This is a genomic window from Aquitalea denitrificans, from assembly GCF_009856625.1.
Taxonomy (GTDB): Bacteria; Pseudomonadota; Gammaproteobacteria; order Burkholderiales; family Chromobacteriaceae; genus Aquitalea; species Aquitalea denitrificans.
Genome location: NZ_CP047241.1, coordinates 4346492 through 4362465, shown reverse-complemented (window position 1 = coordinate 4362465; position 15974 = coordinate 4346492). Strand labels below are relative to the sequence as shown.

The 15974-nt window shown below is 58.4% G+C and carries 18 protein-coding genes and 1 riboswitch; of the genes, 8 read left to right on the top strand and 10 right to left on the bottom strand.

The window, feature by feature from the left end:
* Window positions 1-7: 7 nt before the first annotated feature.
* Window positions 8-619 (bottom strand): glutathione transferase GstA, encoded by a 612-nt coding sequence (gstA, locus tag GSR16_RS20300; RefSeq protein ID WP_159880559.1) that lies wholly within the window; start codon window positions 617-619, stop codon window positions 8-10.
* A gap of 110 nt (window positions 620-729) precedes the next feature.
* Window positions 730-1008, bottom strand: coding sequence for a VF530 family protein (locus tag GSR16_RS20295; protein ID WP_159880558.1), 279 nt, complete (start codon window positions 1006-1008; stop codon window positions 730-732).
* 214 nt (window positions 1009-1222) lie between these two features.
* Here GSR16_RS20295 and GSR16_RS20290 point away from each other — a divergent pair, with 214 nt between their 5' ends.
* The 3 genes from GSR16_RS20290 to GSR16_RS20280 all read left to right on the top strand — a co-directional run bounded on the left by GSR16_RS20290 (window position 1223) and on the right by GSR16_RS20280 (window position 2696).
* Window positions 1223-1723 carry a Spy/CpxP family protein refolding chaperone gene (locus GSR16_RS20290; RefSeq protein WP_159880557.1) on the top strand — a complete coding sequence of 167 codons (501 nt, stop codon included), beginning with the start codon at window positions 1223-1225 and terminating at the stop codon, window positions 1721-1723.
* Between the two features lie 72 nt (window positions 1724-1795).
* Window positions 1796-2221 (top strand): hypothetical protein, encoded by a 426-nt coding sequence (locus GSR16_RS20285; protein WP_159880556.1) that lies wholly within the window; start codon window positions 1796-1798, stop codon window positions 2219-2221.
* Between the two features lie 16 nt (window positions 2222-2237).
* A complete protein-coding gene (locus GSR16_RS20280) occupies window positions 2238-2696 on the top strand; it encodes a glycine zipper family protein (protein WP_159880555.1) in 459 nt (152 codons plus the stop codon).
* 85 nt (window positions 2697-2781) lie between these two features.
* On the opposite strand, the gene GSR16_RS20275 is transcribed toward GSR16_RS20280, so the two are convergent.
* The 4 genes from GSR16_RS20275 to GSR16_RS20260 all read right to left on the bottom strand — a co-directional run bounded on the left by GSR16_RS20275 (window position 2782) and on the right by GSR16_RS20260 (window position 6178).
* Complete coding sequence (locus GSR16_RS20275) at window positions 2782-3246, bottom strand: DMT family transporter (protein ID WP_159880554.1); 465 nt, start codon at window positions 3244-3246, stop codon at window positions 2782-2784.
* A gap of 52 nt (window positions 3247-3298) precedes the next feature.
* Window positions 3299-3712, bottom strand: a complete 414-nt coding sequence (locus tag GSR16_RS20270) for a YkgJ family cysteine cluster protein (protein ID WP_159880553.1) — start codon at window positions 3710-3712, stop codon at window positions 3299-3301.
* Window positions 3713-3722: 10 nt separating this feature from the next.
* A complete protein-coding gene (locus tag GSR16_RS20265) occupies window positions 3723-5699 on the bottom strand; it encodes a peptidase U32 family protein (protein WP_159880552.1) in 1977 nt (658 codons plus the stop codon).
* 245 nt (window positions 5700-5944) lie between these two features.
* Window positions 5945-6178, bottom strand: coding sequence for a DUF2789 domain-containing protein (locus tag GSR16_RS20260; RefSeq protein WP_159880551.1), 234 nt, complete (start codon window positions 6176-6178; stop codon window positions 5945-5947).
* A 206-nt stretch (window positions 6179-6384) separates the two neighbouring features.
* Here GSR16_RS20260 and GSR16_RS20255 point away from each other — a divergent pair, with 206 nt between their 5' ends.
* Entirely contained in the window at window positions 6385-7596 is a 1212-nt protein-coding gene (locus GSR16_RS20255) for a winged helix-turn-helix domain-containing protein (protein WP_159880550.1), read from the top strand.
* Here the strand turns inward: GSR16_RS20255 and GSR16_RS20250 are convergent.
* From GSR16_RS20250 to thiC, 4 genes are all read right to left on the bottom strand, one after another.
* Window positions 7593-7913: an EthD family reductase gene (locus GSR16_RS20250; protein WP_240902552.1), complete on the bottom strand. Its 321-nt coding sequence runs from the start codon at window positions 7911-7913 to the stop codon at window positions 7593-7595. The genes GSR16_RS20255 and GSR16_RS20250 overlap by 4 nt on opposite strands.
* Window positions 7914-7972: 59 nt before the next feature.
* Entirely contained in the window at window positions 7973-8425 is a 453-nt protein-coding gene (locus tag GSR16_RS20245; RefSeq protein WP_159880549.1) for a GNAT family N-acetyltransferase, read from the bottom strand.
* 162 nt (window positions 8426-8587) lie between these two features.
* Window positions 8588-10123, bottom strand: coding sequence for an NCS1 family nucleobase:cation symporter-1 (locus GSR16_RS20240; protein ID WP_159880548.1), 1536 nt, complete (start codon window positions 10121-10123; stop codon window positions 8588-8590).
* Window positions 10124-10444: 321 nt separating this feature from the next.
* Window positions 10445-12355 carry a phosphomethylpyrimidine synthase ThiC gene (gene thiC, locus GSR16_RS20235; RefSeq protein ID WP_159880547.1) on the bottom strand — a complete coding sequence of 637 codons (1911 nt, stop codon included), beginning with the start codon at window positions 12353-12355 and terminating at the stop codon, window positions 10445-10447.
* Between the two features lie 72 nt (window positions 12356-12427).
* Window positions 12428-12575, bottom strand: a riboswitch (TPP riboswitch).
* 118 nt (window positions 12576-12693) lie between these two features.
* Between thiC and GSR16_RS20230 the strand changes: the two genes are divergently transcribed.
* The 4 genes from GSR16_RS20230 to GSR16_RS20215 all read left to right on the top strand — a co-directional run bounded on the left by GSR16_RS20230 (window position 12694) and on the right by GSR16_RS20215 (window position 15969).
* Entirely contained in the window at window positions 12694-13353 is a 660-nt protein-coding gene (locus GSR16_RS20230) for a protein-L-isoaspartate O-methyltransferase family protein (protein WP_159880546.1), read from the top strand.
* Entirely contained in the window at window positions 13350-13679 is a 330-nt protein-coding gene (locus GSR16_RS20225; RefSeq protein WP_205677602.1) for a rhodanese-like domain-containing protein, read from the top strand. The genes GSR16_RS20230 and GSR16_RS20225 overlap by 4 nt, the downstream gene beginning before the upstream one ends.
* A gap of 197 nt (window positions 13680-13876) precedes the next feature.
* Window positions 13877-14536 carry a uracil-DNA glycosylase gene (ung, locus tag GSR16_RS20220; RefSeq protein ID WP_240902682.1) on the top strand — a complete coding sequence of 220 codons (660 nt, stop codon included), beginning with the start codon at window positions 13877-13879 and terminating at the stop codon, window positions 14534-14536.
* Window positions 14537-14649: 113 nt separating this feature from the next.
* Window positions 14650-15969 (top strand): hemolysin family protein, encoded by a 1320-nt coding sequence (locus GSR16_RS20215; protein ID WP_159880543.1) that lies wholly within the window; start codon window positions 14650-14652, stop codon window positions 15967-15969.
* The last annotated feature ends 5 nt before the right edge of the window (window positions 15970-15974 follow it).

Below are 15974 nucleotides of genomic sequence, written 5' to 3'. Positions count from 1 at the left end.
AGTGGATTCAGCGCAGCAAGCCTTCATCCTTCAGCGCTGACTGTACTGCCGGCAGTGCATGGACACGGTTCATGAACGCGCTGATGGCCGGGAAATCCGCCAGCGAGCGCTGCACCATCTCTGCCCAGTTAAGGCAGGTAAACAAATAGGCATCCGCTACCGAGAAATCATCGCCCAGCAGGTAGGGCGTTTGGGCCAGCTGAGCCTCGATCACGCCAAAACGGCTACGCAGCTTGTCCCAGGCGGCATTCTTCACCTCATCCGTACCCGGGTAGAACAAAGGGGAGAAACTCTTGTGAATTTCGGTAGCAATGTAGTTCAGCCACTCTTGCAAACGGTAACGCGCCAGCGTGCCATTGGTCGGGGCCAGCTTGCGTTCCGGCACCAGGTCGGCCAGGTATTGCACAATGGCCACCCCTTCGCTCAGCACCGTGCCGTCTTCCAGCTGCAAAGCCGGTACATAGCCCTTGGCATTGATACTGGCAAATTCGACACCGCTGGCGGTCAGGTGCGGATTAACGCGCAGATTCACCTTTTCCACCGAAAACGGCAGGCCGCTGGCATGCAGCACGATGTGTGGCGACAGGGAGCAAGCCCCCGGCGAGTAATAGAGTTTCATCCCATCTCCTGATCAACAGAACGTGCAACAAGGTGCCCATTGCTGCAGCGGCACCACCATCTACTGCAATTGGGGCAGCCTGGCGTCATTTTCAAGCTGCCATGCCGGCATCACTTCTGCCGCGCAGAAAACAGTCTGGGCCGCATGTCCTTGCCGGCTACGCTTGCCGGGCGGTTTTTCATTTCAACAAACAAGGCTTCCACCTGGCTGCGCGCCCACGGCGTGCGGCGTAAAAACACCAGGCTGGACTTGATGCTGGGCTCATGATTGAAACAGCGGATGGCAATCCGTCGGCCCAACTCCGGCCAGCCGAAGTGCTCCACCAGCGCCTGCAGAATCTTTTCCAGCGTCATGCCGTGCATCGGGTCGGCGGACTGTTTTTCACTCATGCCTATCATCCTGTTGTGGACAGCAAACACACTGCTGCCAAATAAACCGACGCAGTGTAGCCCTGCCCGCGACAAACAGCCAGCCGACTGCCTGCTTGACATGATTTTGCATGTTTCATCATTGCTAACAATTGACGCATCACCGGCAATACTTGGCAGACATCTACCATCGATACTGCACTCATCCCCTTTTACCTGCACGAGGAAAAGCACCATGAAACTGATCAAATCGCTGTTGATTGTCGGCCTCTTGGGCGGCGCAGCCGCTACCACTGTCCATGCCATGGGCAAGGGTGATGATTGTCCCATGGGCGACAAGGGCATGTCGGCACATATGTGGCAGATGGACCCGGCCAAACGCCAGGCCATGATGGAACAGCACCTGCAAATGCTACACGACAGGCTGAAAATTCAGCCGGCGCAGGAAACTGCGTGGAAAGCCTATATCGATGCCATGAAGTCGGCACAAGCGCCGGCCATGCCAATGGCCAAGCCGGATGCGACACTGCCGGAACAAATGGATGGCCGGGTAAAAATGATGCAGCAGCATCTGGACATGATGCAAAAGCATGTAGCAGCCACCAAGGCGCTGTACCAGAAACTGAGCCCGGAACAGCAAAAGCAGTTCGATCAGGAAGCCCGGCACATGCGTGATGGCATGCAGCACCACATGCCACGCCACCGTCCTGCTTCGGCTCCGCTGCCGAAGAACTGATGCGGTAAACCGCAATCACCGTCTTGCATCCCGGCCAGGCAAACAGCTGGCCGGGGGCATGAGGAAACTGACATGACATCTCTTACCCGCCTGGCAGGCTTGGCACTACTGGCCATAACCGGCCTTGCCGGCATTCAGGCAGCCCAGGCCCATCCGCCAGGCTTCTTTCCCGGCCCGCCACGCTTCGAACACTGGAACGACGGCTACTGGCACCATGGCTACTACCATGGCCGTCTGGGTTGGTGGTGGGTAGCAGGTGGTGCCTGGTACTGGTACAGCGCACCGGTCTATCCCTACCCGGCCCCGGATGTACCCCCGGTGGTGATCGCTGCGCCGGTAGTGACACCGGTACCGGTAGCACCGACACAGGTGGAAGAAACAGCCAGTCCGCCGCCGGCACAAGTGTGGTACTACTGCAAGGCAGCCAAGCAGTACTACCCTTATATCAGCGAGTGTCCTGGCGGCTGGAAAACCGTTCCGGCCAAGCCCCCCCAATAACCCAGGAAGCAAGATCATGAACAAACTGCTGTGGTTGCCATTGACAGCAATCGGTCTGACAGCATGCAGTACCGTCCCGCTTGGCCCTACCGTGGCGGTAATGCCGGCTGCCGGCAAACCCTTTGACGTATTTGCCCAGGAAGAACAGCAATGCCGCCAGTATGCTGAAGCCAGCAGCGGTGGCAGCAGTGCCGATGCATCCACCAATGCGATGGCTGGCAATATGGCGCTGGGTACTGCGGTAGGTGCGGCAGCAGGTGCACTGATGGGTGGTCACCAGGGTGCCGGTGTCGGTGCCGGCATGGGCCTGATTGCCGGCACGGCGGCAGGTAGTGGCGAAGCACGCTATAGCGGCCGCGATGCCCAGTATCGCTACAATCTGGCCTACACCCAGTGCATGTATGCCAAGGGCAATCAGGTCCCTGGCCAGCAGCGCTATGCTGCACCCTACTATCCGCCGCCGCGTCTGCCCTGAGCTGCCTCATGCCCAAACACAAGGGGCTGGTCTATCAGACCAGCCCCCGTTTCATTCCGCGGCAAAATAACTAGCAGTTGAATAACTAGCGGCTGAACCACTTGTCGCCAAAGTTCACCAGCAGCACCCCTACCACCACCAGCAAGGCCCCGGCCAGCCGTGGCAGGTTAACCTCGCGCAGCGGCATGGCCAGCCAGCCAAAGCGGTCAAACAGCAAGGACGTGCACACCTGGCCGGCGATGATCAGCGACAGCATGGCCGCCACGCCCAGCCGGGGTGCCAGCAAGGTGGTACCGAACACGAAAAACGCCCCCAGCAGGCCGCCGATGAACATCCACCACTCGCCGCGTACCAGTTGGCCCAAGGCACTGAATTTCTGCCCGCTGAACAATGCCAGCAACAACAGGCTGACCATGCCCACGGCAAAGGAAATCATCGCCGCCAGCACCGTGCTACCTCCCAACAACAATTTGAGCTGATTGTTGACTACCGCCTGCAAGGGCACTACCACGCCAATGGCAAAGGCCATCAGGGTAAAAACGGAATTCATGCTTGTCCTTTGCTTGGGATAGCCAGCGGTTTCACGTGAAACAATACCGGCATCAGCCGCTGAGTTTGACCGGCTGCACCGGCCGGGCAGCCTTGGGGTTGCGGGTATAGGCGCAAAAGCCGGGTTTGGGGCCGACCTTGGGATGGTTGCGGCAGGTATTAGGCCGCCGCTCGTAAATGATACACAGCCGGGTTTGCTGGTCCAGATACTGGCAATCGCCATTGGCGCGCCGCGCCAGGGTGAAGATGCCGTGCTTGAAGTTGAAATGCTGGATCACCCGCTGCTTTTCCAGCCGCTTGGCGATGTTCTTGATCGGCTCTTCCAGCTCGAATTCGTCCACCACGCCCATGCGCACCAGATCCGGCAGCCGTACTTCCACCGGCATCGAACAGCAACTGCCCATGCAGTCGCTGCACAGGCCGTTCTTGTACTTGACCCAGGTTTCCAGTCGTTCGATATCCGCCATCTTGCCTGCCTTATTGCGGACGTTGCTTGAAGAAGGTCAGCGGTGCGGTATACGGCACTTCGCTGGGGGCCGGGGCTTTCAGGATGTGCTTTTTCATCTTGCCCATCACATGCATTTCACAGGGCCGGCACTCAAACTTCAGCGTGTAGGTTTCATTGCCGGATTTCAGCGTCATCGGCTCGGCGCGCACCTGGCCCATCACCCCTTTCACGCCCTTGGCCTGCTTGGGGCACAGATTGTAGGAGAAGCGCAGGCAGTGCTTGGTAATCATCAGGCTGACTTCGCCCTCTTCCTGATGTGCCTCGTAAGCCGCCTCGATTACCTCCACCCCATGCTTGCGGTAGAACTGCCAGGCCAGCTGGTTGTAGACATTGGCCAGATAGCTGAGCGTCTGTTCCGGATACGCCACCGGCGGCTCCACCGCCAGCTTGCGCGGCGGGCGCACCCAGGTGCTCAGGCGGGCCTGTTCCAGTTGCTCGATAGCCTCGCGACGCAGCGCATTGATGGCAGAAGCCGGTACAAACCACGGCTGGCTCAGGTTCAGTGCCACATCATTGGCCACGAACATGGTGTTGCCCAGCTTGGCCAGGCTGTCACGCAGACCGCTTTCCGCCTTGGCGGCATCCTTGGCCGGCTCCAGCGCCATCACGGCGCTGGCCGTGGCGCTACAGCCATCTTCATCTGTCACGGTCAGGCACAGGCCATCGGCCTGTTCGGTCAGCGTCAGCCACACCCCCACCTTGCGCTCGGCCGATTTCTTCAGCAGCGCCAGCTCCCAGGCGTGGTCGCGGTTGCGGCACAAATCGGTTCCCGGCTTCAGGCCCTGCAACAAGGCCGGATCATTCGGCTGGCAGCGCCACAGCAGGTCGCCGCCCGGCACATGGCCGATCTGCTTCACGGTATTGAGCTGCATGCCGACAACTTCGCGCTTTTTCATGAAGTTGATGCCATCGCCATTGCTCATGGTTTCCGGGGTGGCAATCTCCAGCCAGTCCGGCCCCACCTTGTGCACCACACCCAGCCCCACGCCAACAAACTTGGGCGAATCAAAGGCGCCGATGTCAATCTTGCGGCCGGTGGCAAAGTAGTCGGTGCTGCCACGGTGGAAGGTCTTGTCCGGGTCCGGCGCAAAGAAGATTTCGCTGCTGCCGCTGGACGCCGGGGCCAGTTCCGGACGACGCTCGATGATTTCATCCAGCAGCAGACGGTAGTGCGCGGTGATGTTCTTCACATAGCTCACATCCTTGTAGCGGCCTTCAATCTTGAGCGAACGCACGCCGGCATCCAGCAGCGCTTCCAGGTTCTTGCTCTGGTTATTGTCCTTCATCGACAGCAAATGCTTGTCGAAGGCCACCACACCACCGTCCTTGTCAGTCAGGGTGTACGGCAGGCGACAGGCTTGCGAGCAATCGCCACGGTTGGCGCTGCGGCCGGTATCGGCATGGCTGATATAGCACTGGCCGGAGAAGGCCACGCACAGCGCGCCGTGGATGAAGTATTCGATGGTAGCGGCATCACCCACGCGGGCGGCAATGCGCTTGATGTCGGGAATGCTCAGTTCGCGCGCCAGCACCAGCTGGGACAGGCCGGCATCAGCCAGAAAGCGTGCCTTGTCGGCATCGCGGATATCACACTGGGTGGAGGCATGCAGCTGGATGGGCGGCAGGTCCATCTGCAGGATGCCCATGTCCTGGATGATCAGCGCGTCCACCCCGGCATCGTACAGCTGCCAGATCAGCTTGCGCGCTGCTTCCAGCTCAGCGTCATGCAGAATGGTGTTGAGCGTGGCAAAAATGCGCGCATGGTAGCGGTGGGCAAACTGCGTCAGCCCGGCAATGTCTTCCAGACTGTTGCTGGCATTGTGCCGGGCACCGAAACCGGGGCCGCCGATATACACCGCATCCGCGCCATGCAGGATGGCTTCACGGCCGATTTCGGCAGTTTTGGCGGGGGACAGCAGCTCGATCTGGTGCGACAGCAGACTCATGACAATTCCTGACTTGTAAAAAGGGCTTTCCTGCTAGAAATGCCAGTCGCAGGAAGGGGCGGAATTATAACGTAATCAGTAGCTTATAGATAGCCACAACCAAAGATCGCACCGCATTTTCCAGGCTTGGCATCCACTGATTTCCCTGTATTAGGCAGGACGGCCCCAGCGGCGGCGGCAAGCATGCAAAAAGCGCGAGCAGTGCCAATGGCAACTACCCGCGCTTTCATCAACCCCGCCCAATACTATTTCTGGCTCAGCAATACCGCCAGCTCATCCACGGCCTCAGCCCATTCGGCATCGCTAGCCAGGGCCTGACGCAGGAAATCCGCCTGCGCCGGCTTCCAGAAAGCGGCATCCGGCAAAGCCTGGCCCGGTTCCAGCCAGTGACGGGCCAGAAATACCTTGATTGCAGTAACATCGTTATCCAGTCCGAGCTGGGCGAATAGTTGTTCCAGCTGATGTTTGCCGGTATCCATGATTTTGTTTTCCTCTTGCTCCTGATGCAGATGAGCAGCATGGCCCTATTACCTGCTGCTGTGCAATCCTCAAATGCAGAGTGTGCCCCGGCAATGACCCGGGTGTTGCCTGACACCGACAGATCTAGCGCTACCGGCTGCGTTACAGTCCCGACCAGGCAGCTGCCTTGCTATAGTCTGGCCACCTGCCCTTACAGCCGCCCATTATGACCTTGCATCTTTCGCTTCCCCAGGCCCGGCTGCTGCACCTGGCTGCCCAGGGCCTGCAGACCCCGCCGCGACGGAAGGCCACACCAGCCGATGTGCTAGCCACCATCCGCCGCATGGCCTTGCTGCAGATCGATACCATCAGCGTGGTGGCACGCAGCCCCTATCTGGTGCTGTACAGCCGACTGGGTCATTACGACCAGACCTGGCTGGATACCACACTGGCCAGCGGTGCCGTGTTTGAATACTGGGCGCACGAAGCCTGCTTCGTGCCACGGGAAGACTACCGCCTGCTACGCCACCGCATGCTGGACCCGGCGCAGATGGGCTGGAAATATCCGCAGCGCTGGCTGGAACAACACCAGCCGGCAGTAGAAGAACTGCTGCAGAAAATCCGTACACACGGCCCGGTGCGCTCTGCCGACTTCAAACGCAGTAGTGGCAAGGGGGATGGCTGGTGGGACTGGAAGCCGGAAAAACGCCATCTGGAAGTGCTGTTCACCCTGGGCCAACTGATGGTGAAGGAGCGACGCAGCTTTCAGCGCGTCTACGATGTGGCGGAACGGGTGCTGCCGGATTGGGACGATGCGCGCGATCTGCCCAGCCAGGAAGAAGTACAGCGCGACATGGTGCGCAATAGCTGCCGGGCGCTGGGCGTGGTCAAGGCCGGCTGGGTGGCCGATTACTACCGGCTCAAACGCGGAAAGTACGATGTATTGCTACACCAGCTGGCGGATGAGGGCGAGCTGATTCCCGCCCGCATCGAAGGCTGGCAGCACGATGTTTTCGTCCATCACAGCTTGCAGGCCGACTTGGCGCTGGCAGCCGAAGATAAACTCAAATCGGGCCACACTGCCGCACTGTCGCCGTTTGACCCGGTGGTGTGGGACCGCAAACGCGCCAGCGAGCTGTTTGGCTTTGATTACCGCATTGAGTGCTATACCCCGGCGGCCAAACGCCGCTTCGGCTATTTCGTGCTGCCGCTGCTCAACCGTGGCCGGCTGGTGGGACGCATGGATGCCAAGACCCACCGCCAGCAAGGCGTGTTCGAAATCAAGGCGCTGTATCTGGAGCCTGGCATCAAGCCCACCGGCCAGCTATGCCGCGATCTGGCCGCCATGCTGCACAAGCTGGCCGCCTGGCACGGCACGCCACAGCTGGTGTTACAGCAGGGGCCAAGCGAACTGGCTGCTCACCTTGAAACAAGCTAACCCAGCAGGATTTCGCTGAACTGGATTTGCGGCGTGATATCGGTGTAATTGGCAATATCACCTTGCAGTTGCTCCGCTATCGGCATGAAGGCGGCAAGAAACGACTCCACCGATTCAAACTGCAGCTGGCACAGCGCAGTGAAGTTGGGGGTACTACCAGGCTCGCTGCCGCTGATGCCCTTCTCCACCCGCATGTCCAGCAAGGCCGGAGCCAACAGCTTGCTGGCCAGCGGCATGTGTTGTTGCAGGTAGTAGTCGAAATCGAAACGGGCAGTAGCGCTATACGGATAGAGAATGCTGACGTTGATCATGACCATGTCCATGTCCTTGGTGGTGAGGGCATCAGCATAATCGCATCGCAGCCCGCACTCCAACTTCAACCCACCTGCTTGCGGTACTGGATAAAACCCAGGTTGTCAGCCAGCCGGTCGTACAGCTGACGGGCCTTGGCATTGCTTTCATGGGTGAGCCAGTACACCCGGCTGCAGCCGACATCCGCTGCATAGGCATACACCTGCTCGATCAGCGCCCGTCCGGCACCCGTGCCGCGCACATCAGGCTGTACATACAAATCCTGCAGATAACAGTAATTGCCCGGCGTCCAGCTACTGCGATGCAACACGGTATGCACCAGACCCACCGCGCGCTCGCCCTGCCAGGCCAGCCAGGCCTGCATCGGCTCGGCCGCATCGAGAAAGCGCTGCCAGGTAATGGCGGTATCTGCTTCCGGCTGGCTGCTGTGATAGAAATCCAGATAGCCCTGCCACAAGGGCAGCCAGGCAGCAAAATCGTCGGCGGCAAGCGGGCGGATGGATATGGCTTGGGTCATGGCACTCTCCTGTGGATAAGCCTTTATGCTGCACGGCTTATGGCTCCACGGGCAGAGCCAATCGCTTGCTGCTGCACGGAACCACTCTTGCTAAAGCCTGTGTGTTATCCACAGAAATATTGCAACTCGCAACTTATCCACAACGCGTGGCCAGTCATCGCTTCAGTGGCATGGAGAGACCGAAATCTTCTCACCGTCCACATCGGTAAATGGACCACGACGATCAGCAATCAAGAAATAGATGATGCCGGCAAGCCCGGCCGCCATGAACCAGGAAAAGTCTCTTAACACGGCAAAAAAGGGCAAAAAGGTAAGCCCGAGAGCAATTCCACCAGAGACAATCAGCGCAATTATCGCCCTGGGATTGCTGCCCGCCATATAGTGGTATTCACTCTGTATTTCATTTGAATACAAAGCCGGTATGTTGATATTTTGTTTTCTGATTATCCAGTAATCAACCATGATAATGCCGAATAGCGGCCCCAGCAATGCGCCTAATCCTCCCAGAAATATCGGAATGACCAAGGGTGAGTTATACAGATTCCATGGCAAGATAAGCAGACCAATCAACGCAGACAAAAAGGCCGCTTTGCGGAAATTCATGTATTGCGGCATCAAGTTTGTCAATGCATAGGTTGGAGCCACAAAATTTGCCATCAAATTCACGCCTATTGTCAGTATCAGTAGCGAAAGTGTGGCCATAACCAATAAAAAGGTATCTGGAATCATCGCAACGATATCGGCCGGCGATGCAATGATTTGACCATCAATATGGTATTGCCCACCGGCCAGCACCACTACAACTCCACCAAAAAGCAGCATATTGACCGGTATGCCCCAGAAATTACCCCAGAAAATGGAATTCCTGGATTTGGCCTCTCGGGTGAAGTCGCAGAAATTAAGAATGAAAGTACCGTAAACAGCGACCCACAAAGCGGCAGCACCCAGTATTTTCATCCACATGGCAGTGCCGCTCAGTGCATGCGGCATTTCCCAGGCAATGGAGAATTTGGCACGCAGCAGAATCCAGCCTGCAAGCGCGACAAAAGTCATCAAGATCACCGGCCCGGCCACGGCTTCATACTTGCGAATCATTTCCATGCCATAGCTGACGATGAGCAGCTGTATGACCCACAACAGCAGGAAAGTAGCCCAGCCCAATGAGGACAGACCAAGCAAGTTATCTGTCTGAAAAGACTTAAGCGCCGGGTAAAAGGCAAGCAGCGCCAATTGCAAGACAAGAGAGGCCAGGTAAGTCTGGATACCGAACCATGCAATGGCAACGGCACCGCGCAACAAGGCAGGAATCTGCGCACCACGCGTGCCAAAAGCAATACGGCTCATCACCGGAAAGGGGATGCCTGTCTTTTCGCCCATATACCCGGACAGGTTTAGCAACAGAAACAGGAATACTGCCCCAAATCCAAAGGCCAACAATACCTGCCAGCCACCCAGCCCCAATGAAAACAGGCCAATTGCGAAGGTATAATTCCCCAGGTTATGCACATCATTCGCCCACAACGCGAAGATACTATAAGCACTCCATTGGCGACCCATTTTACTTGTCGGAGCAAGGTCCGCATTATAAAGCAGCGGGCTGAGTCCGGATTGGTCATGCAAATGATCAGCAATTGACTGATCCGCTAGCATGTCTGGCGATAAACTAACAGAATCTTCAACATAATCGGTTTGTCGCATGCAATTTCCTCCCTGTCAGAAGATGAATACGCCATTGCAACAAGAGATACCGGAAGATTGATCGCGCATAATCCGCCATGACTGCCCACGCGATTCGTCCGGGGCAATCAGCTTCATGTCGCAAGCCCACATTAATCTCTCAGCTACAACAACGCTGGTGCAGGAGGATGATGGCATTAAATGGTAATAATATGTCCTGAACTTATTGCCGGAATAAAAAGCTGTCATTCACCATATTCAATATCTGCATACATAATTAAAGACGCAAAAAAACCGCCTGCACAAAAGTGACAGACGGTTTTGATTTCAGCTTCAGTCAGGTCATATCTTGTCGTACAGCTTGGATCCACCCTTCACAAACTCCACCGACTTCACTTCCATGCCCTTCCGCAGCGCAGCTTCATCGCTGATGCCCTGCTGGGCGGCGAATTCGCGCACGTCCTGGGTAATCTTCATCGAGCAGAAATGCGGGCCGCACATGGAACAGAAGTGCGCCACCTTGGCGCTGTCCTTGGGCAGGGTTTCGTCGTGGAAGCTGCGCGCCTTGTCCGGGTCCAAGCCCAGATTGAACTGGTCTTCCCAGCGGAATTCGAAACGTGCCTTGGACAGGGCGTTATCGCGAATCTGCGCGCCGGGGTGGCCCTTGGCCAGGTCGGCGGCGTGGGCGGCCAGCTTGTAGGTGATGATGCCTTCCTTGACGTCATCCTTGTTGGGCAGGCCCAGGTGTTCCTTCTGGGTGACGTAGCACAGCATGGCGGTGCCATACCAGCCGATCTGCGCCGCGCCAATGGCGGAAGTGATGTGGTCGTAACCCGGAGCGATGTCGGTGGTCAGCGGGCCCAGGGTGTAGAACGGCGCTTCGTGGCACCACTCCAGTTCCTTGTCCATGTTTTCCTTGATCAGCTGCATCGGCACATGGCCGGGGCCTTCGATCATCACCTGCACATCGTGTTTCCAGGCAATCTGCGTCAGCTCGCCCAGGGTTTTCAGTTCACCCAGCTGCGCCGCATCGTTGGCATCCCACACACTGCCCGGACGCAGGCCGTCGCCCAGGCTGAAGGCCACGTCGTAGGCCTTCATGATTTCGCAAATCTCTTCGAAATGCGTGTACAGGAAGTTTTCCTGGTGATGCGCCAGACACCACTTGGCCATGATGGAACCACCGCGCGACACGATGCCGGTCATGCGGTTGGCAGTCAGCGGCACATAACGCAGCAACACACCGGCGTGGATGGTGAAGTAGTCCACGCCCTGCTCGGCCTGCTCGATCAGCGTGTCCTTGAAGATTTCCCAGGTGAGGTCCTCGGCCTTGCCGTTGACCTTTTCCAGCGCCTGGTAGATGGGCACGGTGCCGATGGGTACCGGCGAGTTGCGCAGAATCCACTCGCGGGTTTCGTGGATGTTCTTGCCGGTGGACAGGTCCATGATGGTATCGGCACCCCAGCGGATGCCCCAGGTCATCTTGTCCACTTCTTCGGAAATCGACGACGTTACTGCGCTATTGCCGATATTGCCGTTGATCTTCACCAGGAAGTTGCGGCCGATGATCATCGGCTCGGATTCCGGGTGATTGATGTTGCACGGAATGATGGCGCGGCCGGCAGCCACTTCCTGACGCACGAATTCCGGGGTGATTTCCTCCGGCAGCGCAGCACCATAGCTGTGACCGGCGTGCTGGCGGGTCATCAGTTCCAGCAGCTTGGCATTCTTGCCGCCGGCTGCTTGCAGGCTTTCGATATAGGCCTTGCGGTTCAGGCTTTCGCGGATTGCAACGTATTCCATCTCCGGGGTGATGATGCCCTGGCGCGCATAGTGCATCTGGCTGACATTCTTGCCCGGCAGCGCGCGGCGCGGCTTGCGCGTCAGGTTGAAACGCAGGTCGTCCAGCTTGCTGTCGGCCTCGCGGGCACGGCCATAGTCGCTGGACAGGCCGGCCAGTTGCTCGGTGTCGCCACGTTCGGCAATCCAGGCAGCACGCAGTGCCGGCAGGCCGCTCTGGATGTCGATATTGGCGGCCGGGTCGGAATAAATGCCGCTGGTGTCGTACACGTAGATGGGCGGGTTTTGCTCGCCGCCAAACTGGGTGGGGGTGTCGCTCTGGCTGATTTCGCGCATCGGCACGCGGATGTCGGCACGGCTGCCTTCAACATAAATCTTGCGGGAGTTGGGCAAGGGCTGGATGGCGGCCGAATCGACCGTCATGGCTGCATTGAGTTTGGTGGGCGCGTTCATCGGGTTTCCTCCATGCGATGAAACGGCGCAAGGAGCGAAATCCGGCAAGCCGGCTGCAGGGAAAAGGTGGGAACCATGCAGATGACGCTTCCCTACGCCGGGATTAACCGGGTCAGGTTCCAAGGGTATTTCTCACCCGTGCAACATGAAGCAGCACCATTCCACACTCAGACTGGATATGGACGCCACAACAGCGCGCACAGGACCCCTAGCGATGCTGTGAAGGTAAGGTAAATGTGGGATAATCGCAAGTTATCGTCATGACACGCTGTCCGGGCGGCTGGTTTTTCGGGATACCGATTGACTGCTGCTGACAGCCAGCCCTTCGGAGTAAGCTGATGGATTTTGAAAATGCCCGTTTCAACATGGTCGAGCAGCAGATTCGTCCGTGGGACGTACTTGACCCCAAGATTCTGGACCTGCTGTTTCACGTGAAACGCGAAGATTTCGTCGCTGCCGACAAGCGCCAGCTGGCCTTTGTCGACACCGAACTGCCGTTGCCAAACGGCGGCAAGATGCTGCAACCGAAGCTGGAAGCGCGTCTGGCACAGGATGTTGCCGTACAGCCGCAAGACAAGGTACTGGAAGTTGGCACCGGCGCAGGCTACCTGACCGCGCTGCTGGCCAAGCTGGGCCGCCACGTATATAGCGTTGAGATTAATGCCGCCACCCGCGAAGCAGCTGCAGCCAGCCTGAAAAAAGCCGGCATCGGCAATGTCACCCTGGTGGAAGGCAATGGCCTGGACGGTCTGAAGGAACAAGCCCCGTTCGACGTGATCGTGGTGGGTGGTTCGCTGCCGGTGGTGCCGGAAACCCTGAAAGCCCAGCTGGCCGTCGGTGGCCGCATGATTGTGGTGGTGGGTGACCTGCCGGCCATGAGCTGCAAGCTGATCAAGCGCGTCAGCGAAAGCGCCTACAGCGAAACCAATCTGTTTGAAACCTGTATTTCCCGTCTGGCCAAGGCTGAAGCCATCGAGCCGGAACGCTTCGTTTTCTGATGCTCAGGGAAATCACCGCCAGCGATCTGGCAGCATGGCTGGCCGATAGCGGCAAACAACAGCCGCTGCTGCTGGATGTGCGCGAGGACTGGGAAGTGCAGCTGGCCAGCATTGCCGGTTCGCTGCATATCCCGATGAACCTGATTCCGCTGCGCATGAGCGAACTGCCGGATGACAAGACCATCGTCACTGTCTGCCATCATGGCGTGCGCAGTTATCAGGTAGGCCTGTATCTGGCCAATGCCGGTTTCGAACAGGTACTGAGCCTGCAAGGTGGCGTGGAAGCCTGGGCCAGCGAGGTTGACCCGGGCATGGCACATTACTGAGCCGTACGGCCCGCTACTGATCGCAGCACAAGCAAGCCATTCCTGCCAGCGGGAATGGCTTTTGTTTTGGAACCGTCCCCCGTTTGCCCCATCCAAACCGGCAATCAATAGACAAAATGGAATCCGTTTTGAGTCAGCAATCCCTCCCCTACCTCGCCCCGGCCCTGGCCCCGGTACACCCGGCCTGGGAAGCTGTCCTGCATGCACCGGACATCTTTGCCCGCCTGCGCCAGATCGACCAGCAACTGCAGCAGCAAGCCAGCCAGGGCAAAACGCTGTTTCCCCCACAGCCGCTCATTTTCAACAGCCTGCGTACCATGGCCCCGGCCGACATCAAGGTGGTGATCCTGGGGCAGGACCCTTACCACGGCGCAGGAGAAGCCATGGGCTTGTCCTTCTCGGTTCCGCCCGGCGTGCGTATTCCGCCCAGCCTGCGCAATATTTACAAGGAACTGGTGGCAGACCTGGGCGGCGGCATGCCGGCCAGTGGCGACCTGACACACTGGGCCGAACAAGGCGTGCTGTTGCTCAACAGCGTGCTGACGGTGGAAATGGACAAGGCAGGCAGCCACGGTAAGCTGGGCTGGCAAGCCGTCACCGACGCACTGATTGATGCAGTCAACCAGCACAACCCCGGCTGTGTATTCTTGCTATGGGGCAACTGGGCTCAGACCAAGGCCGAGCGTATTGATACCAGTCGCCACCTGGTGCTGACAGCGGCCCATCCCTCCCCGCTGTCGGCCAGCCGCGGCTTTCACGGCTGTCGTCATTTCTCGCAGGTGAATGCCTGGCTGGCCGCTCATGGCCGCGACACCATCCGCTGGATGCCTGCCAGCAGCCAGAACAGCCTGTTCTGATACGGAGTTGCCGCAGGGTTGCCCAGCGCAGCCCTGTAGCGCAAAACCCGGCTTTTCAGCCCGTCGGCATTGCCCTAAGCTAGCAAGAGTCATCTTCCTCCCCGCCGCCCATCGTGGATATTTTCTTTCTGTTTGTACTGATCGTACTCAATGGCGCTTTTGCCATGTCCGAAATTGCCATCGTGTCTTCACGCAAGATACGCCTGCAGCAATGGGCAGAAGAAGGCCGCCGCGGGGCTCGCTCGGCACTGCGCCTGGCAGAGGAACCCACCCGTTTCCTATCAACGGTGCAGATCGGCATCACCAGCATCAGTATTTTCTCCGGAGTGTACGGTGAAGCTGCCCTGTCCGAACATTTGCAGGACTGGCTGGAACTGAACCTGCCGCAGCTGCATGCCTATAACAAGCCGCTGTCGGTGGCACTGATGGTGGCCGCCATCACCGCCTTGTCGCTGGTGTTTGGCGAACTGGTACCCAAGAGGCTGGCCATGCTGAACCCGGAAGGCATCGCCAGCACCCTGGCCCCGCCGATGTTGCTGCTCTCGCGCCTGGCAGCCCCGCTGGTACGGCTGTTGTCGCGGCTGACCGACACCCTGCTGCGGCTGATCGGTGCGCGCAAAAGCAATGAACCGTCCATTACCGAAGAAGAAATCCGGGTACTGATGGAACAGGGTGCCGACGAAGGCATTTTCGACCGCGCCGAACAGGAACTGGTGGAAAACATCTTCCGGCTGGACGATCGCAAGGTGGCCGCGGTGATGACGCCGCGCAAGGATATTGTTTCCATTGATATCGAAGACCAGCAGCACGATAACCGCCAGTTGCTGATTTCGCATGCTTACAGCCATTTCCCGGTGTGCAAGGGCGGGATGGAACATGTGCTGGGCATTTTGGACACCAAACGCATGCTGGACCGGGTGCTGGCCGGGCAAAGCGTGGATTTCATTGCCGACCTGCAGATTCCGCTGTACGTCCCGGCCACGGTATCGCTGATGCAGCTGATGGAGCAGTTCCGTCAGGCACACACCCATCTGGCGCTGGTGGTGGACGAATACGGCGAGCTGGAAGGCCTGGTAACCATGAACGACGTGCTGGAAACCGTGGTGGGCGATTTGCCATCCATCCATGCCGATGGCGAAGACGACGAGATCGTGCAGCGCGAGGACGGCAGCTATCTGGTGGATGGCATGGTGACGCTGGACAGCTTCCGCCAGTATTTTGATGTCGAGCAGTCGCTGCCGGGCGAGGACACCGGCAATATCCACACCCTGGGTGGCGTGGTGATGTTCCAGCTGGGGCGGGTGCCGGCGGTGACCGACCGTTTCGACTGGCAGGGCTTCAGCTTCGAAGTGGTGGACATGGACCGCACACGGGTGGACAAGATCCTGATCAGCCGCCTGCCATCCAGTTTGCTGGAGCAAAACGACAGCTGAGTGTA